22 protein-coding genes and 1 pseudogene are annotated in these 22952 nt (G+C 56.1%); 4 read left to right on the plus strand and 19 right to left on the minus strand.

Going from position 1 to position 22952, the window contains the following annotated elements:
- The 4 genes from FKP33_RS07735 to FKP33_RS07745 form a co-directional block, all read right to left on the minus strand.
- Window positions 1-201 (minus strand): hypothetical protein (locus tag FKP33_RS07735; protein WP_219996640.1); only part of this gene is annotated, 201 nt, incomplete at its 3' end.
- A gap of 134 nt (window positions 202-335) precedes the next feature.
- Window positions 336-488, minus strand: coding sequence for a hypothetical protein (locus tag FKP33_RS27035; protein WP_155613859.1), 153 nt, complete (start codon window positions 486-488; stop codon window positions 336-338).
- Window positions 489-1745, minus strand: a complete 1257-nt coding sequence (locus tag FKP33_RS07740) for an aminopeptidase (RefSeq protein WP_141334424.1) — start codon at window positions 1743-1745, stop codon at window positions 489-491. It abuts the gene before it with no gap.
- A 76-nt stretch (window positions 1746-1821) separates the two neighbouring features.
- Window positions 1822-2679: an SDR family oxidoreductase gene (locus FKP33_RS07745; RefSeq protein WP_373423845.1), complete on the minus strand. Its 858-nt coding sequence runs from the start codon at window positions 2677-2679 to the stop codon at window positions 1822-1824.
- Window positions 2680-2989: 310 nt separating this feature from the next.
- Here FKP33_RS07745 and FKP33_RS07750 point away from each other — a divergent pair, with 310 nt between their 5' ends.
- Entirely contained in the window at window positions 2990-4615 is a 1626-nt protein-coding gene (locus FKP33_RS07750; RefSeq protein WP_127607434.1) for an ATP-binding protein, read from the plus strand.
- A gap of 351 nt (window positions 4616-4966) precedes the next feature.
- Here FKP33_RS07750 and FKP33_RS07755 read toward each other — a convergent pair whose 3' ends face one another.
- The 8 genes from FKP33_RS07755 to FKP33_RS07790 form a co-directional block, all read right to left on the minus strand.
- Complete coding sequence (locus FKP33_RS07755) at window positions 4967-5290, minus strand: transposase (protein ID WP_141334425.1); 324 nt, start codon at window positions 5288-5290, stop codon at window positions 4967-4969.
- Between the two features lie 105 nt (window positions 5291-5395).
- On the minus strand, window positions 5396-5794 hold the full coding sequence (locus FKP33_RS07760) for a carboxymuconolactone decarboxylase family protein (protein WP_054797939.1): 399 nt from the start codon (window positions 5792-5794) through the stop codon (window positions 5396-5398).
- Window positions 5795-5820: 26 nt separating this feature from the next.
- Window positions 5821-7491 carry a thiamine pyrophosphate-binding protein gene (locus FKP33_RS07765; protein ID WP_141334426.1) on the minus strand — a complete coding sequence of 557 codons (1671 nt, stop codon included), beginning with the start codon at window positions 7489-7491 and terminating at the stop codon, window positions 5821-5823.
- Window positions 7492-8040: 549 nt separating this feature from the next.
- Window positions 8041-8787 carry a GTP cyclohydrolase II gene (locus FKP33_RS07770; protein ID WP_373423850.1) on the minus strand — a complete coding sequence of 249 codons (747 nt, stop codon included), beginning with the start codon at window positions 8785-8787 and terminating at the stop codon, window positions 8041-8043.
- A 160-nt stretch (window positions 8788-8947) separates the two neighbouring features.
- Window positions 8948-9865, minus strand: coding sequence for an arginase (gene rocF, locus FKP33_RS07775; RefSeq protein ID WP_054797955.1), 918 nt, complete (start codon window positions 9863-9865; stop codon window positions 8948-8950).
- Window positions 9866-9870: 5 nt separating this feature from the next.
- A complete protein-coding gene (locus tag FKP33_RS07780; protein ID WP_258313407.1) occupies window positions 9871-10821 on the minus strand; it encodes a proline dehydrogenase family protein in 951 nt (316 codons plus the stop codon).
- A gap of 86 nt (window positions 10822-10907) precedes the next feature.
- Window positions 10908-12107, minus strand: a complete 1200-nt coding sequence (locus FKP33_RS07785) for an ornithine--oxo-acid transaminase (RefSeq protein ID WP_054800353.1) — start codon at window positions 12105-12107, stop codon at window positions 10908-10910.
- Window positions 12108-12135: 28 nt separating this feature from the next.
- A complete protein-coding gene (locus FKP33_RS07790; RefSeq protein ID WP_141334428.1) occupies window positions 12136-12339 on the minus strand; it encodes a hypothetical protein in 204 nt (67 codons plus the stop codon).
- A 517-nt stretch (window positions 12340-12856) separates the two neighbouring features.
- Here FKP33_RS07790 and FKP33_RS27040 point away from each other — a divergent pair.
- A complete protein-coding gene (locus FKP33_RS27040; protein ID WP_155613858.1) occupies window positions 12857-13030 on the plus strand; it encodes a hypothetical protein in 174 nt (57 codons plus the stop codon).
- A gap of 102 nt (window positions 13031-13132) precedes the next feature.
- Here FKP33_RS27040 and FKP33_RS07795 read toward each other — a convergent pair whose 3' ends face one another.
- The 7 genes and pseudogenes from FKP33_RS07795 to FKP33_RS27620 all read right to left on the minus strand — a co-directional run.
- Window positions 13133-14095 carry a carbohydrate kinase family protein gene (locus tag FKP33_RS07795; protein ID WP_141334429.1) on the minus strand — a complete coding sequence of 321 codons (963 nt, stop codon included), beginning with the start codon at window positions 14093-14095 and terminating at the stop codon, window positions 13133-13135.
- Window positions 14096-14114: 19 nt separating this feature from the next.
- The gene (locus FKP33_RS07800) at window positions 14115-15572 is read right to left on the minus strand and encodes a glycoside hydrolase family 32 protein (protein WP_127607448.1); all 1458 of its coding nucleotides are present in this window, start codon (window positions 15570-15572) and stop codon (window positions 14115-14117) included.
- A 197-nt stretch (window positions 15573-15769) separates the two neighbouring features.
- Window positions 15770-16747, minus strand: coding sequence for a LacI family DNA-binding transcriptional regulator (locus tag FKP33_RS07805; RefSeq protein ID WP_141334430.1), 978 nt, complete (start codon window positions 16745-16747; stop codon window positions 15770-15772).
- Between the two features lie 139 nt (window positions 16748-16886).
- Window positions 16887-17855 (minus strand): D-2-hydroxyacid dehydrogenase, encoded by a 969-nt coding sequence (locus tag FKP33_RS07810; RefSeq protein WP_054797943.1) that lies wholly within the window; start codon window positions 17853-17855, stop codon window positions 16887-16889.
- A gap of 77 nt (window positions 17856-17932) precedes the next feature.
- Complete coding sequence (locus FKP33_RS07815) at window positions 17933-18640, minus strand: DNA alkylation repair protein (RefSeq protein WP_141334524.1); 708 nt, start codon at window positions 18638-18640, stop codon at window positions 17933-17935.
- 294 nt (window positions 18641-18934) lie between these two features.
- Window positions 18935-20734 (minus strand): Na+/H+ antiporter, encoded by a 1800-nt coding sequence (locus FKP33_RS07825; protein ID WP_141334431.1) that lies wholly within the window; start codon window positions 20732-20734, stop codon window positions 18935-18937.
- A 390-nt stretch (window positions 20735-21124) separates the two neighbouring features.
- A pseudogene (locus FKP33_RS27620) lies at window positions 21125-21583 on the minus strand (glycoside hydrolase family 52 protein); the annotation flags it as partial.
- A gap of 212 nt (window positions 21584-21795) precedes the next feature.
- On the opposite strand from FKP33_RS27620, the gene FKP33_RS07835 reads away from it, so the two are divergent.
- Both FKP33_RS07835 and FKP33_RS07840 read left to right on the plus strand, forming a co-directional pair.
- Window positions 21796-22017 (plus strand): hypothetical protein, encoded by a 222-nt coding sequence (locus FKP33_RS07835; RefSeq protein WP_141334433.1) that lies wholly within the window; start codon window positions 21796-21798, stop codon window positions 22015-22017.
- Window positions 22014-22907 carry a YitT family protein gene (locus FKP33_RS07840; protein WP_127607459.1) on the plus strand — a complete coding sequence of 298 codons (894 nt, stop codon included), beginning with the start codon at window positions 22014-22016 and terminating at the stop codon, window positions 22905-22907. The genes FKP33_RS07835 and FKP33_RS07840 overlap by 4 nt, the downstream gene beginning before the upstream one ends.
- Window positions 22908-22952 lie beyond the last annotated feature (45 nt).

The following is a 22952-nucleotide window of genomic DNA, read 5'->3' on the forward strand; positions in this document are numbered from 1 at the left end:
GGACGCAAGCGCCGCTGCTGCAGAAGGCGGCACAGCCGCATCCGGTTCCGCAGGCGGCAGCGTCTCCTGCCGGAGCACCGCCGCAGTGAGGGGCGCTTCCCGCCCCGGCGGCGAGCCGGCTGAGGAAGTGCAGCCGGCGGCCCATAAACCGACGCCGGCCAGGACAGATAGCGATAGAGCGGAAGCCAGCTTACTTTTCATACGAATCCTCCCGCGCAAGAGTAATAAGCGAAGCCGGCAGCCTGTTTGCATGCTGGACATTCATGTCATTTTGATCCTCTCAGGTAAGGCTATACGACTCATTCTTACAATATGTATGCGGGCTGTCCGTGTTATTATTTCTCCATCGTCGAATAAATTCCTTTGCCCGCTTCGAAATCATGAGCTGCTCGGATGACGAACGGCAGCACTTGCGCGCTCACGGCCAAAAAGCGGAACGCCGTGCGCCGCAGCGCCCGAACATTCCGCTTCTGACCAGCCTGCCGCATCTAGTTCGCATGAGCTCTGCCCGTCACCCAGTTCCCTTGCCGGAACAACGGCTCTCGCTTGCCGTCCGGCAGCTCTCCGTCAATATCGAGCTCGGCCGATCCGACCATAAAGTCGACATGCGTCAGACTGACATTCGCGCCCTTCGCCAGCAGCTCCTCCTGCGTCATTCGCGTACCGCCCTCCAGCGTAAAAGGATACGCGCTGCCGATGGCAAAATGGCACGAGGCGTTCTCGTCGACCCCGGTGTTGTAAAACACCCGGTTCAAATTCGATATCGGCGAGTCGTGCGGAACAAGCGCGACTTCCCCCAGATAACGGGCTCCCTCGTCGGTTTCCAGCAGTGCGGTTAAATAGTCCAAACCCGCTTCCGCCGAATAATCGACGATCCGGCCGTTCTCAAAGGTGAGCGAAAAGCCTTCCACCAGCCGGCCATTCAAATTGAGCGGCTTCGTACTCGTCACCGTCCCGTGGACTCCCAGGCGATGAGGCAGCGTATACACTTCTTCGGTAGGCAGATTGGCTACGAAATAAACGCCCTGATCGTCGGTTGTGCCGCCGCCATGCCAAATATGGCCCTCCGGCAGCTCTACGGACAAGTCGGTGCCCGGTGCCCGGTAATGCAGCTTTTTATATTTCTTCGCATTCAAATCGTCTTTCGCCGTCTTCAGCCGGTCGATATGCGCTTGCCACGCCGCGATCGGACCCTCCCGATCCACCCGGTTCATCTTGAAAATGGTGTCCCACATCGCCTGAATCCGCTCATCCTCCGGCAGATCGGCGAATACTTTGGCCGCCCATGCGCGGGTCGGAGCTTTCACCAAGCACCAGCTGAACTTTTTATTGCGTACATAGCCTTGAAACTTTTGGCGCGCCACAGCGGCCGCTTTCGTGGCAGCCGTTACTTTATGCGAGTCAACGCCCTTGTATAATTCGGGGTCGGGCACTTTGATGTTCAGCAGCGCTCCCCCGCCTTCTGCGAGCTGTTCCATCATTTGCGCAGTCCACGCCGGGTAATAAGAAAACGACTCGTCCGGCGCATAAGCGAAACGGGTTTTCGTCACTTCCTCGTCGTCCCACTGCACCTGAACATATTTGGCCCCCGCTTGATACGCTTTTTGCACCACCTTGCGGGTAAACCCGGCGGCTTCGAGCGGCGATTCCACCAGCAGCACCTGACCCGGTTGAATGTTGACGCCGACGCGTACGACGAGCTCCGCATATTTTTCCAGATGTTGTTCAAATTCGTTGCTATCCATCTGCCTTATCTCCTCGTCCGAAAGTTCAAAACCGTATATCCGTTAGTATACGCCAAAATGATGAATGAGCCCAAAGTCAGTTCAATATACGGAGCAGCACGCGCTCGTACAAGTTCCATGGCAGCAGCGCTTTCGCCCGCAGCGCGATTTTGGCGCCCCTGCCAAGCGGGTACCGCAAACTCGGGTTGGACAAAGCAACCACCCCGGCGATCCGATCGGCCACTTCCCGGGGGTCGGGCGCCGCTTGCGCGGCCTGCCGCGAATAACGCAGGACGCGCGCGAGCGGCTCGCGGTAGGGAGACGTGGCTGACGTGCAGATCGTATCAAAGCCTTTCTGCCAAATCGCAGTGCGGTAAGCGCCCGGCTCGATCAGGACGACGCGTACGCCGTACGGTCTCATCTCCAATCGCAGCGATTCGCTGAACCCTTCGACCGCGAACTTGGACGCGGCATAAGCCGAGTATCCCGGGAAAGCCGAACGGCCGCTGATGCTGCTTACATTGACGATACAGCCGGAACGGTGCTCTCGCATATGCGGCAGCACCGCTTTCGTGACGGCGACCAAACCGAAGAAGTTCGTCTCCAGCTGCTCGCGGAACCGCTCCATCGGCACATCCTCGACGAACCCGCCGACGGCCATGCCGGCGTTGTTCACCAGCGCGTCGATCCGCCCGTACCGCTCCGTTACGGCAGCGACGGCCAGCTCAATCGATTCCGGCTTGGTCACGTCAAGCGGCATCGTTTCGATCAGCTCCCCTACGCCGTCCCGCACCGCCCGTTCCAGCAGATGTTCGCGGGCTGCCACGTTACGCATCGTGGCGACGACCCGATATCCCCGGCGCGCCAGCGTCACCGAAACGAGCAGGCCGAACCCGCTGGAAGCCCCTGTGACGAGCGCTACGGGCCGTTTGGCATCAAGGTTCTCCTTGCCCATCTTCATGACCTCCTCCGTTTCAACCAGCAGATGTTCATTAACGGCATCCCGTTTGTTCTCATCATACTTGGGATGGGCTGAGGGGACAAGCGAGGGGACAAGCGCAGCCCCCTGCCGATCCGCATTTTCCCGGGCCAACCGCCTGCGGGCGGGTGTCCTTCCCGCTGCTTTCAAGCGCGTATTCGTCGGACTTCACATCCAAACAATATTTATCGATACGACATTAACTGACATATTTTTCAACTATCTCGATATATAATATAACAGGTAACCCATATTATGGAATAAATGAACAGGAGTAAAGACAAGAATGAGTAACAATGTGATGGACGCCATACTGGAATCTCAAGAACGCTGTAAACAAATCGGATTAAATCCTGCTCTTATTCCATCCCCTTCCAAGAAACTGTCAGCTCGTGAACTATATAACCGACGCATGAAATATGACGAGCTGCTGTCCGTCATGAGCCTCTTTGCCGGGCGGGTCATCCACTTGTTGTCGCACACCCCGATCCTTCTCGTTCTAACCGACGAGCAAGGATTTATTCTTGAAATGTACGGCGACCAGTTAATTAAGAAAACCGTCATGGATCTCGGCATCATCAAGGGCATTCAATACAGCGAAGAAGATATGGGCACGAATTCGGTACATCTTGCCTTACAGGTCGACGCGCCGGTGGCCATTATCGGGGAAGAGCACTACCATCAGGCGCTTCATCAATCGGCTTGTTACAGCGTCCCGTTTCATTTCTGCAGCATATTCCCGCTTTCGGGAACGATTTCGTTATTGACTACTCTGGAGCAGAACAACCCGATTTATTTGACGCTGCTCAGCAACATTGTCGATTCGATCGAACGGGAGATCCTGCTGATCAAAAATAATCGTCAGCTCGACCTGCTCAACCGCATATTAATCGAAAATATGCGCTACGGGATCATCATTACCGACGTTTACGGCCGCATTACGGAATCCAGCCCGTTCATCGAACAAATTACGCAAAGCGCGAAGGCCGATCTGATCGGCTGCTCCGTGTTCGACATCGATCCGTTCGGCCGATATATGTTTGAAGTGCTGCAGCACGGCAAATCCTTTGAAAATGTGGAAATTACGTTCGGCAATCCGCTGAACGGCGGACTCGTCTGCCAATTCGACAGTTATATCATTTATGACGAGCACCGCCGGACCAAAGGCATGTGCGCGCAGTTTCGCGACATTACCGAGCGCCATATGCTCGAGAAGCAAATTATCGCCGCCGAGAAATATTCCGCCATCGGCAAGCTGGCGGCCGGACTCGCCCACGAAATCCGCAATCCGCTCACGTCCATTATCGGATTTATCAAGATGTTCAAATCAGGCGCTGTCCCCCCGGAGAAAGAAAAGCTGTATATCGATATGGTGTACAGCGAGCTGCTCGGATTAAACGACCTCGTTTCGCAATTTGTGCTGATGGCCAAGCCCAGCGTACCCGACCGCAAGCAGATCGATATTCAATCCCTCGTCGAAGATACGCTGCATTTCATGGAAAGCCAGTTTATTATGAAAAACGCTTACGTTCAATACCCCCTAAGCGGTCAACCGATCTACCTGCATGCCGACCCCGCGCAAATCAAACAAGTGCTCATTAATATATTGCAAAATGCCCTGGAAGCTTTACACGAGAAAGGTACGATCCAAGTCAGCATCGAACGCGACGATAAGCATGTGCGGATTCGAATCGAAGATAACGGTATCGGGTTAACCGAGAACGAGCTGAAGCAAATATTGCATCCTTTCTTTTCCACCAAGGAGAACGGGCTTGGGCTCGGGCTGTCCGTCAGCTACCGCATTATCGAAAACCATGGCGGCACGATCGATATCACCTCTACGAAATATGTCGGGACGACGATGACCGTCGTGCTTCCGCTGCCCTCAGCGCAGCCGCCGTACAGCAAGTAAAGCTGCATAGGTTACGCACGCTTGTATACGCCAAGAAGAACCGTCCGCTCTGAACTGGTCAAGTTTTTGTAGACAGAGATATTAAAGCCGCTAAGCGCACTCATTCCTGTAGGGAATGGGTGCGTTGTTTTTTAATCTAGATTGAGGCCAGCCTCGATTCTTTTCATAAGCGACTGCTCCTCCACCTGCCAACGATTTGGTTTTCCCCTTCGAGCAAGCCATTTGTAATAACCCGACTTGGAGACACACGCCATGTTACAAAGCATGTTTATGCTCAATTCGGAGGACAGTTCCCGGATGGATTCATACGCAATTCTTGTGATGACCTGAACGGGAACTAGACATCCCCCCTTAGATAATTTGGAGTTTTTTTAATTGTGCGATCTCCAATTTTAGTTTCGCGTTCTCGTACTGTAATCGTTCCATCTCGGAAGTGAAGGTCGTCTTAGGTCTGCCAATAGCAGGCGTCCCCTTAGGTCTGCCCTTCGCTTTAGGCTGTAAGCCGCTCGCACCATGCTCGATATAGATTGTCCTCCAACTACGGATAAGCCTTGGTTCTAATTGGTGCTGGACAGCCAGTATTTCTATGGATATGCCTTCTTTAAGATGCTGCTCCACAAGCCTTACTTTAAACTCCTGCGAATGTTTACGATGAATGGATCCTTTTTTGGACATGAAAAAACAACCCCCTATGTAGACTTTTTCGGCTTTTTAATGCCATGTCTACATAGAGGGTAGCAGTTCAAACACGGACGGTTCTTCTTGGCTGCACTCCGCAGGTTACGCGCGCGCTTCCGTTTCCACACTCACGCCCCGCTCTTGATAAATCCTCATGACGACCTGCAGCGCGCCGATCGCTTTCGGGAACCCCACGTAAGCGGAGCAATGCATGAGAAGCTCCACGATGTCCACCGGCCGTACCCCGACGTTCAACGCCGCATGGACATGAAAGTCCAGCTGATCGACCGCGCCTTGCGTAACGAGCGACGATAGCGTAATCAGCTCCCGCTGCTTCTCGTCCAGCGCAGGTCTCGTATAGATGTCGCCGAAACCGTTCATGACAATGAGTTCCTCGAACGCCGGGTAAAAGCCGCGAATCGCTTCAAGCGGCGGAAACTGTTCCAGTCCGGTAAGCTTGGACATGACTTGTTTGCCTTGTAAATAACGATCTTCGCTCATAGACAGCTCCTCCTTGATGGCATGCATTAGTCTAACGTTAACAATCGGGTTAAAATCGGCGGAATTTCCAACGGATCGACCATGATCTCGATAACCGTCGGTCCGTTATGCCGCAAAGCTACGGTAACAGCCGTTCGCACCTGATCGGCGTCGAAGCACCGGTGGCCGGCCGCTCCCAAGGACTGCGCAAACATCGCCGCATCAAGCGGCGCCGTATAAATCGCCCCCACGCTGCGACCGGTATTGTAAGACATCCCTTTATCGACCATGTCCAGCCTTCCGTTGTTCAGTACGACGAAGATAACGGGGAGCCGGTGATTGGCTGCCGTAGACACTTCGGTGCCGTGCATCATGATGCAGCCGTCCCCCGTTAAACACACGACGGTGCGGTCCGGAGCAGCCGCTTTCGCGCCGATCGCATAACCGATCGCATGGCCCATCGCGCCGAACACGTCATCGAACACAAAGGTCCCGGCTTGCTCGACAGCGAAATGCTGAAGCGCGTAGAACGTATGGCTGCCGTCGTCGCCAAAAACGATAGCATCGGAGGGCAAAGCGTCGCGCAACGCACGAACGGCGTCAACCGCCGACAACACGCCGGCCTCCGCATCGCTTAGAGGCGTTTCCTCGACCTCTCCGGCCGTTGCCGCGGCTGCCGCTTGCGCCGCCGTATGCTCCAGCTCGATGAATCCGGCGCCTTTCTTCAACCGCGCGTTCATACGCTGCAAGTTTTCCTTGGCGTCACCCAGCACAAGGCACGTCTTGACCGGCAGCGCCTTGCCGACGAAGGTCGCATCGCAATCGAAGTGGATCACCTGCTGCGGCATCATCTCCGGGGTGAACCCGGACAAGGTCATATCGCTCAATTTGCTGCCGACGACGATCATCAGATCCACACCCGATTTCAAATACTGCCGCGCGGCTTCCGTACCGCCTAAACCGAAGTTGCCGAGGCAAAGCGGGTGCGAGGTCGGGAACGCTCCTTTGCCGCCCGGACTTAAGATGACCGGGAGCCGGAAGCTTTCGGCCAGCGTGCGCACCTCCTCATACGCGTTCGCCGCCATGACGCCTTTGCCAAGCAGGAGAACCGGCTTCCGCGCGTTTCCGATGAGCTCGATCGCATCATCGAGATTCGGCGAGATCAGCTTCGGGATGTGCGTCGGCAAGGGAATGGAGAACGGTTCGATGGACGCTGTCAAGATGTCGAAAGGAATGCACAAATGCGCGGGACCTTTTATGCCGGAGCAAGCTTTCTCAATCGCATGCTGCACATACCGCTGCACCAAATCCGCACGCTCCACTCGTGCGCTGAAAAGCGTGACGGGTTCGAACATTTTCACCAGATCCGTACCGAATAGACTCGAGTCTTGTCCCATCGCCTTTCCCGAGTCTTCCGCCGAAGGTTGTCCGGTCAGGATCAACAAGGGGACATGATACGCCTTCGCTTGTCCGGCCGCCGTCAATAAATTCGTTCCGCCCGGCCCTGACGTGCCGACGGCCACACCCAACGTCCGATTCATCATGGCGTAGCCGGATGCCGCGAACCCCGCTCCCGACTCGTGCCGGGTCAAGACGAACTCGATGCCTTCCGCATCAAAATCCAACATAATCGGGGATATGGGTTTACCAGGAATGCCGAAAATATGGTCGACTCCCCATTTTTTAAAATTTGCCGCCAGTACTTGAGTAACTCGCATCGCTCTCTTCTCCTCTGTCTCTATAATGCCTTACTGGGGAAATGCAGGCAGGCTTAAACTCGGAAGCCGGAATAGGCGGGCAGGCGCTCGCTCTGCCTGCATCCATGCGCGACTCATGCTTGTGGTCCGCCGGGCTGAGCGACCCCGGGAGGAACGGATGCATAGCGGCTTACACCGTTTGACATCCTATTCGGTCAAGCTTGATTTCCCTGCGCTTGACCCCAATCGTATGCGACCCAAGTAGGAAAGCCTATGCGATTGGCAGCTTTGATTAGCATTTAATTCCACATTTAGGATATGAATCCCTTCTTTTTTTTCGATAATTTTCCAAATTTTATGCATGTTTCCACATTTATCATGTAGAAAGCCGATTTTTCGCCAAATCATGAGCTCTATCGTGAATGGAAAAGCCGGAAGGGGCCCCGCTTCGTTTCGACATATAAAAATACCCTTCGCCGCCTTAGATGAAGGCGCGAAGGGCACTGTTTACTTCTTCCATTCGTTATATGCGCCGGCGGACGGCAAAAGGATTTGACTTTCGGACACCGGCTAGTCATCTTCATTCGGACACCCCGCGCCGCTTCTCCAATGGCCGGAACGCGCCACTTTGGTTTGCAAATATTTTTCGTTATACGGCGAAATGTCACCCCACAACGGAATTCGGTCTTCGACGTTCATGCCCGAAGCCTTGAGCGCTTCCAGCTTCTTCGGGTTGTTCGTGATCAATGTCACCGGCTTTTGCCGCAAAAATCGAAGGATGCTGATCGCGTCGTCATAATTGCGCGCATCGTCCTTGAAGCCGAGCTCCAGGTTGGCTTCCACGGTATCAAGTCCTTTCTCCTGCAAAATGTAGGCCATCGCCTTGCTGAATAAGCCGATGCCCCGCCCCTCATGATTAGCCAAGTAACATAGCGCGCCCGTTCCGTGCCGTACGATCATCTTCATCGATTCATGCAATTGAAACCCGCAATCGCAGCGCTTGCTGCCAAAAATGTCACCGGTGTGACAAATGCTGTGCATGCGGATGAGCGCCCGCTCGGCGCCGGCAAAATCACCGTACACCAGCACGCTGGACTGCTGCTTCTCCGCCAAGTTAAAGGAAGAGAGACGTTCGATCAATTGCTCCGTATCCGCCTGTTCCCGGCATATTCGGGCTGCCGCCGGATCATGAACCGGAAGCCAGCAGTACCACTGAAACAGGACCGTTTCCCCGTCCAACTCGACCGGCAGCCGTATCGGTCCGACCAAAATATTCGTATTCGAGCCTGCCACCGTTTGAATACTATCGTCCAGCATGGCGGTGATATCGTGAGCGATCAATCGTATTCCACCTTCCTCGGACCGGGTCCGAACATGTTATACTAACAATTTGTCCCTGGGCTTGAAAAATATGCGCGCCGCGTTGAAGCCCCGCCCGAACGCAGCCGCACGGCGAGCCCCCCGCCAGCGCCCCCACTCACAAAATCTTCTCCCCGAACAACGCGCCGATGAGCTCAACCGCGGCCAGAGCCGTCCGGTTCTGCCGATCGAGCAGCGGGTTCACCTCGACGAACTCGGCGCTTCGGAGCACGCCCGCGTCGGCCAGCAGTTCCATCGCAAGCAAACTCTCGCGCAAGCGGATTCCGCCGGGGACAGGCGTACCGACACCCGGAGCTTCGCACGGATCGAGCCCGTCGAGGTCAAGGCTCAGATGAAGGCCGTCCGTACCGTCCGCTGCCCGGTCCATCGCCCGCTTCATGACCTCTTCAATGCCGAGCCGCTCGATATCGCGCATCGTAAACACAAGGATGCCCCGCTTCTTGAGAAATTCACGTTCGCCGGGGTCGAGCGATCGCGCGCCGACCAGCACCGTATGCTCCGGCTGCACCTTCTCCGTCTTGCCGCCAATCCCGGTTAATCGGGGATGCCCGCAGCCGAGCGCAACCGCCAGGGACATCCCGTGGATGTTGCCGGAGGGCGTAGTCTCGGCGGTATTCACGTCGCCATGGGCGTCGAACCAGATGAGACCCAGCTTGTCGACGCGGCTGGACATCCCGGCCACCGTGCCGATGGCGATGCTGTGATCGCCGCCGAGCACAAGCGGCAGGCGGCCGTCTCCCGCCGCCTTCGCCACCGCCTCGCACAGACGTTCGTTGACTGCCGCGATTTCGTCCAGATGGCGCAGGGAGCTTGCCGTCCCCGGAACGGACAAGGAGCTGCACCGTTTCACGACCAAGTCTCCTTCATCCTTAACGCTGTGCCCAAGCTGCTCCAATCGGCTGACCAGACCGGCGTTGCGAATCGCGGTCGGTCCCATGTCCGCGCCGCACCGGCTTGCTCCCAAGTCCATAGGCACCCCGATAATGGACAGCGTCCTGCCCGTTAGCTTCGTCATGCTGCTCACCTCTGTCCTGCATAATCGGATGAAGACCGGAACAAATGCTTGGCCACGAACCAGAAATTCGCCGGCCGCTCGGCGATGCGCCGCGTAAAGTAAGGGTACCAATGACGGCCGAACGGCGTGTAAACCCGCACGGCATAACCGGCATCCGCCAGACTCCGCTGCAAATCGACGGCAATCCCGTATAGCATCTGAAATTCGAACCGATGCCGGGGAACGGCCAGTCGTTCGGTCAGCTCAAGCACGCTGCCGATCATCCGCGGGTCATGCGTCGCCACCGCCGCGTACCCGCCCTGCTCCAGGTGGGCGCGAACTAGACGGACGTAGGCCGCGTCCACCTCCCGCTTAAGGCGATACGCGACATCGGGCGGTTCGCGGTAAGCGCCTTTGACAATGCGCAGGTTCGTCCCTTGCGTTCCGATCTCCCGGACGTCCTGCTCGCTCCGGAACAGATACGATTGCAGAACGAGTCCGATCCGTTCCGGACCGAAACCGCTGCGCAGCTGGCGAAACAAATCCACCGTCGCCTGCGTGACCGAAGAGTCCTCCATATCGATCCGCACGAAATTCCGGCAAGCGGCCGCCTCGCCTGCGATGCGTTCCATGAGCTTCAAGCATAGTCGAGGATCCGTCTTCAACCCGAGCTGCGTCAGTTTGACGGATACGTTCGCGCGCAGCCCATGCCGTTCGATGACCGGGAACAGCTCCGCAATGGCGGCGGCGGTTTGCTCGGCCTGACGAGCATCCGATACGTTCTCGCCCAGCAGATCGAGCGTAGCCAGCAGTCCGCGCTCGTTCAGCCTTTTCACTTGGGAGAGCGCCTCGGGCAGCGATTCTCCGGCAATGAATCGATCGACGCCGAACTTCATGCCGTGTTTCTCAAAGAGCCACCGGACCGGAGCAAGCTCCGCCACGGTCAGTACGCTTCGTCGAAGCATCGGATCCAGCATACGGGCGCCTCCCTTACCAGCATTCGGAAATGAGCTTAAGCGGCGTCAACCTTGACAAGCCCTTACGGGAGTAAGGATTCACGCCGTCAGCTCCTTTCCGTCAATACGTCTTCTACGCAATCTGCCGCCCAATCAAGCTCATCCTCCCGAATCGTCAGCGGCGGAGCTATCCGGATGACGCGATCGTGCGTTTCTTTACAGAGCAATCCGGCTTCCATCAAGCGCTCGCAGTACGGTCTGGCCGGCCCCTGAAGCTCTATCCCGATCAGCAGTCCTTGACCGCGGACGTCCCGAATCAGGGGCGAGCGGATCTGCTTGAGCCGTTCCAGCAGCCAAACGCCTGACGTCCGGGCGCGTTCGGCCAGATTCTCGTCCTCCAGCACCTGCAGCGCGGCCAGCGAAACGGCGCAGGCCAGCGGATTGCCGCCGAATGTCGAGCCGTGCGAGCCCGGATTGAAGACGCCGAGCACTTCACGGTCCCCGGCAACGGCGGATACCGGGAGCACGCCGCCGCCAAGCGCTTTACCGAGCACGTAAACGTCAGGCTGCACGTCTTCCCAGTCGCAGGCGAACTTCTTCCCTGTCCGGCCGAGCCCCGTCTGAATTTCGTCCGCGATCGTCAACACCCCGTGACTGCGGCATAAAGCGGCGGCCTCGCGCAAATAACCGGCAGGCGGAATGATGATCCCGGCTTCGCCTTGTATCGGCTCGAACAGGAAAGCAGCCGTTCGCTCGTTTATCGCTTGCCGCAGCGCTTCGGCGTCGCCGAACGGCACCGTGACGAAGCCTGGCGTGAACGGACCGAAGCCCGCCCGGTATGCGGGCTCGGTGGAGGCGGAGGTCACGGCAATCGTGCGCCCGTGGAAGTTGTTCCGGCACACGATGATTTCCGCCTGCGAATCAGGAATGCCTTTGACCTCGTACGCCCAACGCCGTGCCGCCTTGATCGCCGTTTCGACCGCCTCCGCCCCGGTGTTCATCGGAAGCACGGTCGTTTTGCCCGTCCAGCGGCATACCGCTTCGTACCAGTCTCCGGCCAGGTCGTGGTGAAACGCCCGCGACGTTAACGTGACCCGTCCGGCCTGCTCCGTCAACGCCTGAATAATTTTCGGATGCCGGTGCCCCTGATTCACAGCCGAGTAGGCGCTCAGCATATCCAAGTAACGCCTGCCGTCCGCATCCTCCAGCCAAACGCCTTCGGCGCGTGTGATGACGATCGGCAGCGGATGGTAATTGGCGGCTCCGTACAGCTCCGCCTTGCGAATGAACGGTTCGGAACGGTTCATGCCGTATCCTCCTCTCTTCCTCTTGGCTTTAGAGCATCAATTCGTCCGCCGCCTCCTCCAGCTTCAGGAAGCCCAAATAAACGGAGCGGAACAACCTCGATACATCCGCGTCGCTTAACAGCTCAGGCTTGAGATCGTCCATGTACGCTTGACCCTTCCAACGTCTCAACCATTCCAACTGCTCCTGCCGCGAACGGGGAAAAGACAGCGGCACCGACAAGTCAGCCATCACGTTCACCTACTCCTTCAGGATGATGGAATACCGTTTTTCGCGATTAATGAAATGTTGGAATTTTCAGACTTTATTACATCATATGATCGACATTTCCGCTTCGTGATGTTTTTATGCTCGTGCCCCTGAAGTGCCAAGCCTGTTCCAGCACAGGTATGTAGCGACAGAAAAAAGGCGCAGCCGCCTGACGTATCGATGTTTTGTTTGGCCACAAACAAACACGATATCCCAGGAAGTACCCCTCTATCAGGTATTGTATTCACTAGGCCGAGCTGTCTTTCCTCCCCCGGTCTCCCCGGCTTAATACGGCACACGGACCGGGACGCAGCCCCTTGCATACGAATAGCCCGCTTCCCCGGCAGGAAAGCAGGCGGTTCGACAGTACGTATTCGCGGCTGGTCCGGCGTCCGCCCATTTGCATGTCGCTCTTCAACCGAAGTATAATGAGAACACACGTTCCTTGAGGAAAAACATACCTATTTACGCACATTATAAGGACAACAGGTGATCGAATACGATGGACCCGAACCGCTTTTATGAGGAAATCCGAATCAAGTACCAAGGCGAAGATCGCGCCAAGTTGGTCATGCAGCAGCTCAGAACGTATCAAGAAAGCAAAAAGCACCGCAAATGGTGGCAGAAGCTGCGCATCCTCAGGAAAACAAAAACGCAGCCCAAACCTTGGGATTGAAGCCGTTCATGGATGCCGCGGGATCACTGGCCATGGCATCCGGGCGATCGTACACCCGGATTCGCAATTCCAGCCAGGCGGCCCAGGTTGACCGCCGCCTGGCTACACGCCTCCAAGCATCCGCAGCACGTCCTCGTTCCCCGGCAGCGAAGATACGGCGCCTTTACGCGTCGTTGCGATCGCGCCCGCCGCATTCGCGTAAGCCAGCATCTCCCGGATGACGCCCGGTTCGAGACCGTTCACCGGTAATTCGCGCGTATGCAATTGATACAGCAGCGCCCCGATGAAGGCGTCTCCCGCGCCGGTCGTGTCCGCCACGGTAACGGAGTGCCCCGGGACGGCGACCCGTTCGTCCGCCGTATACCAGACGGCGCCGGCTGCGCCTTTCGTATACACCACGTGCCGGACGTCGCCCGTGAACAACGAGGCGATCGCTTGTTCCTCGTCCTCCAGCCCGGTGACGAAGGCTAGCTCCTCATCGCTGATCTTCACGATGTGCGCTTTCGGAAGAAACGCCAGAATCGTCCGCCGGCACGCCTCCGGACTGCTCCACAACGGCAGCCGCACATTCGGATCGAAGCTGACGATGCCGCCCATGGCTTTCACCGCTTCAATCGCTTGAAGGTGCGCATATTTCACCGGCGCTTCGATCAAATCGACCGAGCAAAAATGCAGAATGTCGCCGCTCCCGAACGGAATCCCTCCGATCTCGTCCGCGGCGAGCAGCATGTCCGCGCTCGGATTGCGGTAGAAGGAGAAATCCCGGTTCCCGTCGCTGCTCAAGCTGACGAAGGCAAGTCCCGTCTTGGCTTCGCCGGTTCGAAGCACATGACGCACATCCACGCCTATGCCGCTCATCGTCTCGACGAGGAAATCCCCGAACGCGTCGCGGCCCAATTTGCCGATAAACGAGCTTGAGCCGCCGAGCTTCGCAACCGCGCACGCCACATTGAACGGAGCCCCGCCGGCAGCCCGTTCGAACCCGCCCACATCCTTCAGCCCGATGCCCTTTTCCGTTGGAATAAAATCAATCAGCGCTTCCCCAATCGTATACACGATAGACAATGAACGTCCCTCCTAAATATTAACCGATATCCCATTTCGTCAACGAAACGACCCTGCACTCGCCTTCGGAGAATAACGCAATTCCGCGCGCCTGTTCGTTCGGATAAATACGGCCGGTCATCACCTTATGCCCCTTCCCGAGGAACACCTCTACAGAGGAGACGTCGACGAAGATTCGCAAACTAAGCTTGCCGTCCTCCAGCTCGATGGACGTTTTTCTTTCCCCTTTCGGTCCTATCCCTGAACGATCGCGGTTGAAGCGGAACTGCCGCTCCTCCGCATGATAGGACAGCACGGTTTCCTCCCGACCGGACGTACGCAGCTTGATTCCGAACGCCGACGCACCCTTGGCCTCGATCACAACCTTCAGCTCATAACGGTCTCCTTGCGTCTCCAGAACCCGCTCCCCCTTCAGTATAACATCTGAAAGTTCGTAAGGGGCTTGCCGATACGCTTCGATCTCGTCCACCGGCTTGAACACCAGACGGTCGCCGTCCGTCAGCACCTCGCGCGGAACGGTCATCGCCCCCGCCCAGTGATGTCCTTGCTGCGTCGGCATCAACGATTCCCACATATCCATCCAGGCGATCATAACACGGCGGCCTTGTGCGTCAATCGTCGTTTGCGGGGCGTAGAAATCGAAGCCGTAATCGATCGGATAATACGCGTCATAATGAAAGCGGCCATCGTCCGTATCCAAGTGCCCGACCATATACGTCGTGGAATGCAAATTGCAATAATCGTCCCCTTGCGCGGGCACCCGCTGAGGCGACATCATGAGCACGTCCTTCGAGCCGAGCGCGAACACATCCGGACATTCCCAGTTATCGCCCAGCGTTCCATCGCTCTTCGCGATGACGTTCACATACTCCCAGTGTACCAGATCCGCCGATCGATACAGCAAAATCAACCCGTGTCCTGCGCCGTCATTCGATCCGAGCACGGCATAATACGCGTCTCCGCGCTTGAACACCTTCGGATCGCGGAAATCTTGGCGGCTCACGCCCTGCGGAATCGCCCCGGCAGCAATGACAGGATTATCCTTCCATTTCACGAAGGTCACCCCGTCCTCCGACACGGCGATCGCCTGCTCTTGCCGGTAGTCCCGGTCCTTATCCGGTCCGGTCTCGACATGCCCGGTATACATCAAGTACAGACGTCCCTCATGCTCGATCGCGCTGCCGGAGAAGCAGCCTCCCTGATCATAAGCTTCATCGGGCGCGAGAGCGACCGGCAGGTGCTCCCACCGGATCAGATCGCCGCTCACCGCATGGCCCCAATGCATCGGCCCCCATTTGGCCTCGTACGGATAATATTGATAGAACAAATGATACGTTCCGTTATAATGGATAAACCCGTTCGGATCGTTCATCCAGCCGTATTCGCTCATGAAATGGTAATGCAGCCTGAAGTCCGAACGCAGCTGATGTTTGTTTTCCCGAATAAATCGGTTCGCTTTCTCTACGGTATAGGTCATTATGCATCCTTTCCGATCGCGCTGCGTCTTATATTTATTTAAGGAGCCCTGCACATTGAACAAGGGGAATATAAGGGCCATTATAGATGTCAAAGGTTTGACATGTCAATCGTTTGACATCATACGGTTTACGAAACTGCGAAGCATCAATGCCCCGTAGTCCCGTTCTTAGCGCAGTCGTCTAGTCTTCATTCCGGTTACGTAGACTCCCGTTCGATCAATTCGACCGGAAGAATGTTGTGATAGTCGAATTCGGATTCGTCCAATTGCCGCTGAATAAGGTCAATCGCCAATCGGCTCATCGCTTCAATCGGCTGTCTTATGGTAGATAAGGAGGGGAACATCCAGGAAGCCGCGTTGACGTCGTCATATCCGACGACCCGTACGTCGCGCGGCACGTCTTTCCCGAGACGCCGGCATATTTGCACCACGAAAGCCGCAATGATATCGCTGGTCGCAAACACGCCGTCGATATCGGGATGCTGCTGCAGCAGCTCGTCAATAATACGCTCGTACTGGCTTTGGTCGAACACGTTCATATCCGTTTGGATCATGACATGATCGGTCCCGCTCTGGTTGACGACGTTCTTAAACGCTTCGCTCCTTTGATTCGCAAGCAAATTAAGCTCTAAATTTCCGCAAATATGCGCGATCTTCTTGCAGCCCTTCCCGACCAACAAGTTCGTCGCCAGCTCGCCGCCGCGGTAATTGTCCGAAGCGACAAATGGAATGTTGTCGCCGATCCGCCGATCCATGGTCACGATAGGCCGGTTTATATGCTTGTATTCCCCGACTTCCAACGTATGGCTGCCCATAATGATGCCGTCGACCCGGTTTCGTTTCATCATGTCGATATATTCGCGCTCTTTATTCGGGTCAAGCAAGGAGTTGCACAACAGCAGCTTAAATCCGTATTGATGCGCGTAGTACTCCAGATGCGTCGCCAGCTCACCGAAGAACGGATGGGACACGCTCGGCAGAATCAGCCCGATCAGGTTCGATTGCTTCTTCAATAACGAGCGCGCGATTTCATTGGGGCGATAGCCAAGCTCGTCCATGCATTCGTATACTTTACGCCGCGTCGCTTCGCTAATATAACCCCGATTGTTCAATACGCGCGAAACCGTCGTTACCGAAACCCCTGCCTTTAACGCTACATCATTAATGGTTGCCATACGCCGTACGTGTCTCCTCTTCTCCTCAAAAAATGGCTTATGCCAAACATACCTGAAAATGATCCTTGGGTAAAGGACAAGCTGGCCTCATATGTCGCCGTTATTGGCAAGGCACAGGCTTACGAACCTTCCCTCCCGGCTAGCCGCCCAGGTTATTGACGGCATTCACAGTAACCCCGTTCATAAACGATCGGACGTTGTCGACTGCCGTTGCCATTAATCGGGCTCTCGCTTCTTGAGTGGCCCAGGCAATGTGAGGGGTAATGATGCAGTTCGGCGCGGTAAGCAGCGGGTGTTCGGCCGGCGGCGGCTCGACCGCCAACACATCGAGCGCAGCGCCCGCGATACGTCCGGCGTGCAGAGCCTGAGCCAACGCCTGCTCATCAATAAGCGCGCCGCGCGAAGTATTGATGAGGAAGGCGGAGCGCTTCATTAATTCAATGCGCTCTGCATTGATCATGCGCTCGGTAGCCGGCGTTAACGGGCAGTGCAAGCTGACGACGTCCGATTCGGCCAGCAGCCGCTCCAGCGGCACCCACTCGACGTCTTCATGCGGCGGCGGAGTCGTCCGGCCGCTGCCTGCGGCAAGCACGCGCATGTCCAGCGCCCGGGCGATCCGGGCCGTTTGACCGCCGATCCGGCCCAGCCCGACCAGCCCCATCGTCTTCCCGGACAATTCGACCAGCGTCGACCGGGTGAAACAGAAGTCCTGACTGCGCGACCACTCGCCCTGCTTCACCGCCTCGTCATGCCGCCCCACCTGCGAACTGAGCTCCAGCAGGAGAGCGAATACGAATTGGGCGACCGATTGCGTGCCATACGTCGGCACATTCGTTACGGGAATTCCCCTCTGACGGGCAGCCTCCGTATCGATAACATTGTACCCCGTCGCCAATACGCCGATATACTTAAGCTTGGGAAGGCGGGCCAGGGTATCCGCCGAAAGCGGCGTTTTGTTCGTAATCAAGATCTCCGCTTCATAAGCGCGATCCACAATCTCCTCCGGAGAGGTGCGGTCGTATACAACCAAGCGCCCCAGCTTCTCCCATTCACTCCAACTCAAATCCCCCGGATTTAAGGTATAACCGTCCAGTACCACGATGTTCATCAACGTTTTCTCCTCCCTGAAGCTCCTGTTCTTTCTTGAACTACCATCCCTTATACGGTTTATTTATAAGGCCTGGTTTAATAAATACAAGTCTTCTTCTTGATTCCGGTCTTTCCCAGCGCTTCTACTTTGCGGATGTATGCCGTGGCGAGCGGCACCTTGCAAGCGGTTTCACCTACATCCACATGGACCTTGCCGATTTGTTCCGCCACTTCCCTCGCTTCCTCCTGCAGAGCGGCAATCGAGGTGCCTGCCACGATAACGAAGCCGTTCATCGTGTAACGCACGCGGTTACGCTCTTCATGAATCGTCTCCCGCACCCGCTTCAGCAGACCGCGGATTTCCGCGATATCCAGCTGCTCGTCCGGTGTTATCGAGATGTAGTTCGCATACGTGCTCCAGCCGCACGCAGCGATCAGCTCCTGGTCCGAATCGAGCCATTCCCTCGCCAGATCGAGCGCGAACGGACTTTCCGCCGCTACGCCCGCCACCGTATACTCGGCAAGCATATGCCAGTATGCCTGCCTGGCCCAAGTCTGAAGCTGTTCCTTCCCCATCTGTTTCGGATTTACCGACAGCCCGGCCAAATACATCGCGTCATGATTACCGGAATCGTATAACGCCAGCGCTAACGCCTGATCCTTGCGAACCTGCTTCACCAACGTTTTTAAATCTCCGATCTTCACACCGAAGCAAGGTTCTTTGGCCCCGTGACGAAAAAACGTTTTTTTCGTTTGTTCCGTTCCCATGGCTTCAAGCTTGCTCATAACCTCTTCCAAAGTCAACATAACCACTTCCTTATAAGGCGCAGTTTAGTTATATCCTATCACACTCCCGGCCATCTCCCAAGTATCCAAATCATATAAAAGAGCCACTTTCGTGGCTCCCGCTCCATCGCCTCAGAAGAACAGGCAGCTTGCGAATGAAACCCGGTCTCTCCGCTTGCCGCCCAGCAGCTTGTAGACCGGCACGTTCAGCTTTTGCCCATCCTCTCGAGACAAGCGAATTCGATGCTGGCCAGGAGCTGTTTTCACTCCCCGGCTAAAACCAATACCATAATCCCGCGGGATCAGCACCTTCTACAACCGTCCCTCTCCCTGCCTCCGAAATGAAGGGTCGTTATGCTCCCCGACGGATCGCGTCACCTGATCGAGACAACGGAGAAGCCGTCCCGCCAGTTCACGGGTTAGCTTGCCCGAATCCACCAAATCGCGGATTTCCTCCCGTAGAGCACGGACCGCTTCCAGCCAATGCTTCGGCTGATACAAGCTGAACAAGCCCGAGATGAACGATCCCATGTCGCGGACGGAGGGTGCGGACGGAAAGGGCGTCCCTGGTGTCAACAGCAATTCCAACTGATTCAGCAGCTCTTCAAACTTATAAGCCGTCTCCCGGGAAATGCGTTCGTTCTGAAATAAGCTGCCCGCCTCCTCGCGCTCTGCCTGAATGCCGATAAGCCGGATTTCCGACTCCCGAAGCGCTTTGCGCTCCCGTTCTTCGGAGATGACCGATAGCGCAGCCGCTTCGCTGCAAACCGACAGTTCCTCGCGGATCAGACGGATCGTCGCCTGGAGGATGCGAATGCCGCCCGCTTGTCCGATCTCCTCTTGCTCCGCTTCGGCAGCGTCGTCTTCTGTCTTCATGAGCACCGGCAGCACAAAGCTTGCGGTTACCATCGTGAATACGATAACCCCGGCCGCCATAAAAATAATCAAGTCGCGTTGGGGAAAGGGCGACCCGTCCTGCAGCGTATAAGGAATGGAGAACGCTGCGGCCAGCGTGATCGCGCCCCGGACGCCGGATAAAGCGGTCAGCAGAGCCGGCTTCAGCTGCGGCTTGGTTATCTTATTACGGCTGCCGAGCAGCCAGGCTCCCGTCCAGCCTGCATAAATCCACAGAAACCGGAGCGTAAACAGCCCGGAGGAAAGGACTGCCACATACAAGAGCACCCGACTGATGTCGAAAGCCCCGCTCTCAACAATAACAGCGGTGACGCCGGGGATGTGCAGGCCGAGCATGATGAATACCAGTCCGTTCAGCATCAATAAAATAACCGACCAGGTGCTGGCCGATACGATTTGCAGCTTGAGCATGGAGGATTCGGCGCGTTCCTGCTCGATCGCATGTACGATGCCGCCCGCGACGACAGCCAAAATGCCGGATACGTGCAGTTCCTCTGCGGTCAAGTAAATGAAGAACGGCGTAACGATTTGGAGCAGTGTTTGTAGCGTCGCTTCTTCCACGCCCAGACGCCGGATCAGCACCCGGAGACGAATGATCAGGAACGATAAAGCAGCTCCGCACACCGTTCCTCCGATTGCCATCCACACGAAGCTTAAGCTCGCCGCCGACAGGGAGAACACGCCCGTCAACATGGCGGCTATCGCAAATTTGAAAGCGACCATGCCGGATGCGTCGTTGATCAGCGCCTCCCCTTCGAGCAGACGAAGGATGCTCTTGGGCAGATGAACTCGGCGGGAGATGGCGCCTACGGCCACCGCATCGGTCGGCGAGAGAATGGCCGCCAGCGCAAAGGCAGCGGGCAGCGGAATGGAAGGGATCAAACCATGTATGCCGTACCCGGCAATAAACACCGTCGCGAACACCAAACCCAGCGCCAGCAGCAGAATCGGGGCCTTGAGCTTCCATAGCTCGTCCCTTGGCGTTTTTCTGCCGTCATGGTACAGCAGCGGCGCGACGAACAGCACCAGAAACAGTTCCGGATTCAACGGAACGTGAATGCCGAATGGCGATAACGCGGCCAGACAGCCGAGAACGACTTGAAGGAGAGGAAGCGGCACGGCCGGCAAGAACCGGTGAACGATGACGGAACCCACAATAATAGCGAGCAGGATGAGAATATCGATAAACAGCTCCATCTCGAATCCCCCTTCTTGTGTAAGCTCGAACCCTGCATGGGCACTATCATTTATTTAAACCAAAATAAGCAAAACGTACCGGGACGGGAGCGCGGGGTGCGCGGTTGCCGTGTGTCCGGGACGGGGGCGCGAGGTTGGGCATTTCGGACAAAATGAATTTAAGGGAACATTTGTTCCGTAATCCAACTCCATAGTCGGCCGGGCCTACGCAGCGAGCGGACTAAACGGCTCAGCCGCCCGACATATCTTCCACATCTCTAACATGAATTTGATAATCACTGACCCTCTCGCCACATCCCTCGATCAGCGAACACGTAGACGCTTATGCTGCTTGTTATACCGCTTCCGCCGTTTCCTCCGCCATAAAATGCCGGTGACCCCGCGAGAATCCTATTTACTGCCCATAATTTCCCCGGAAATGATTTGCCCGTTCCAGCTCCAGAACGACAATGTTTCGTGCGTCAGCCCCTTCACATGGGCCGCGTCCGCTGCCGTGCCCGTCTGTTCCCAAGTCCAACCGAGCAGGCGGCATGCGATGATAGGGCACAAATATATTGGCCAGGCCGGGAAGTGTTGCTGGTCGAGGATATTTTCCAACCGCCGTCCGGGAACAGGCGGACGCCTTCGACCAGCACGGTTGCGAGGTGCTTGCGCAAAGCTGCGATGATAGAAGCCGAATCGGCTGTTCGCGCCGAACAGCTTCTCCAAGGCGAAGTAGGCGGTTCAGCTTTTACCCGCCAAGTCCATGTTGATTCTTGCCAGCCCGACAAAAAAACGTTCGTCAAAAACGTCCAAGCTATCGGCTGTCGTATCTTCCGCACCGCCCATCGTGCGGGAGCTGTTGAGCCCCTTTCCCTTGCGGATCAAGTAGCAAACGTGCTTCTGATGTCCGGGATCTTCCTGGGCTATCTGGAATTAATTGGTTAGTTTTTCACGACTTTGGTGATGCCAGCATCCCTTGGAACGGATCGATCGGTTCGGCTGATCATTCAAAAAGTTGCGCGTTCGTATACATTGGTATACAATTTATGTGAACATTATTAACATATAAGAGGTTTATGATGGCGGAAACTTATCGCAAATCCAAAGTCGAGCATTATGTCTCGCGACTCCTGCTTCGAAAGAACGCTTTGAAGCGGCAAGTGGAGCAAGCGGAATTTGTGGAGATGAAAGATTTTTTCAGAGGGCAGCTCGCAGCCATCGATTTGATTATCGATGAGTTGACCGCAGAGTTTGCGCTTGAAGAATCACATAGAAAGATCGAGGGGGAATCTTGCTCATGAACACAGGCACGACAGCGGCTAAACAGCAGCCGCAGCACAGCCAAATCAAGAAGTTGAAATTGCTCCGCAGGTCTATTTTCATGACCATAGGGGCTGCAATGGTTTCGGTAGGCTTAGAAATTTTTCTGGTGCCCAATAAAATCATCGACGGCGGGATCGTCGGCATTTCCATCATTTCCTCAGTGTTAAGCGGACTGCCTCTAGGTATTTTTCTGTTACTTCTCAACCTTCCGTTTCTTATTGTAGGGTATAAGCAAATCGGAAAAACGTTCGCGATTTCCACCCTATACTCCGTCCTGATCATGTCGATCGGCACTACGCTGCTCCATCCGGTCCCGCCCCTTACCATCGATCCGCTGTTAGCTGCGGTATTCGGCGGCATCATTCTGGGCATCGGCGTAGGCCTCGTCATCCGCTCCGGCGGATCGCTCGACGGTACGGAAATCGTGGCGATCTTGTTCAGCAAGAAGTCGGCGTTCTCGGTCGGCGAAATCGTCATGTTCATCAACCTCTTCATCCTCGGAAGCGCCGGCTTCGTGTTCGGCTGGGATCACGCCATGTATTCATTGATTGCTTACTATATTGCCTTCAAGATGATTGACATTACGATCGAAGGGTTCGACGAATCCAAATCCGTCTGGATCATTAGCGACTACAACAAGGAAATCGGCGAAGCGATTCTCCACCGTCTAGGCCGTGGAGTCACGTATTTGAACGGCGAGGGCGCCTTTACCGGAGGCCCGAAGCGAGTCATTTTCTGCGTGATTAACCGCCTTGAAGAGGCGAAGATGAAGACGATCGTAGAGGAAATGGATCCTGCCGCCTTCCTCGCCATCGGCAACATCCACGATGTGAAAGGCGGACGCTTTAAGAAGAAAGATATTCATTGAGTGGAACAAGCAGGCCAAAAACCTCCACCCCCGCCGGATCTGGCG

It is taken from the genome of Paenibacillus sp. tmac-D7 (assembly GCF_006519665.1).
Taxonomy (GTDB): Bacteria; Bacillota; Bacilli; order Paenibacillales; family NBRC-103111; genus Paenibacillus_G; species Paenibacillus_G validus.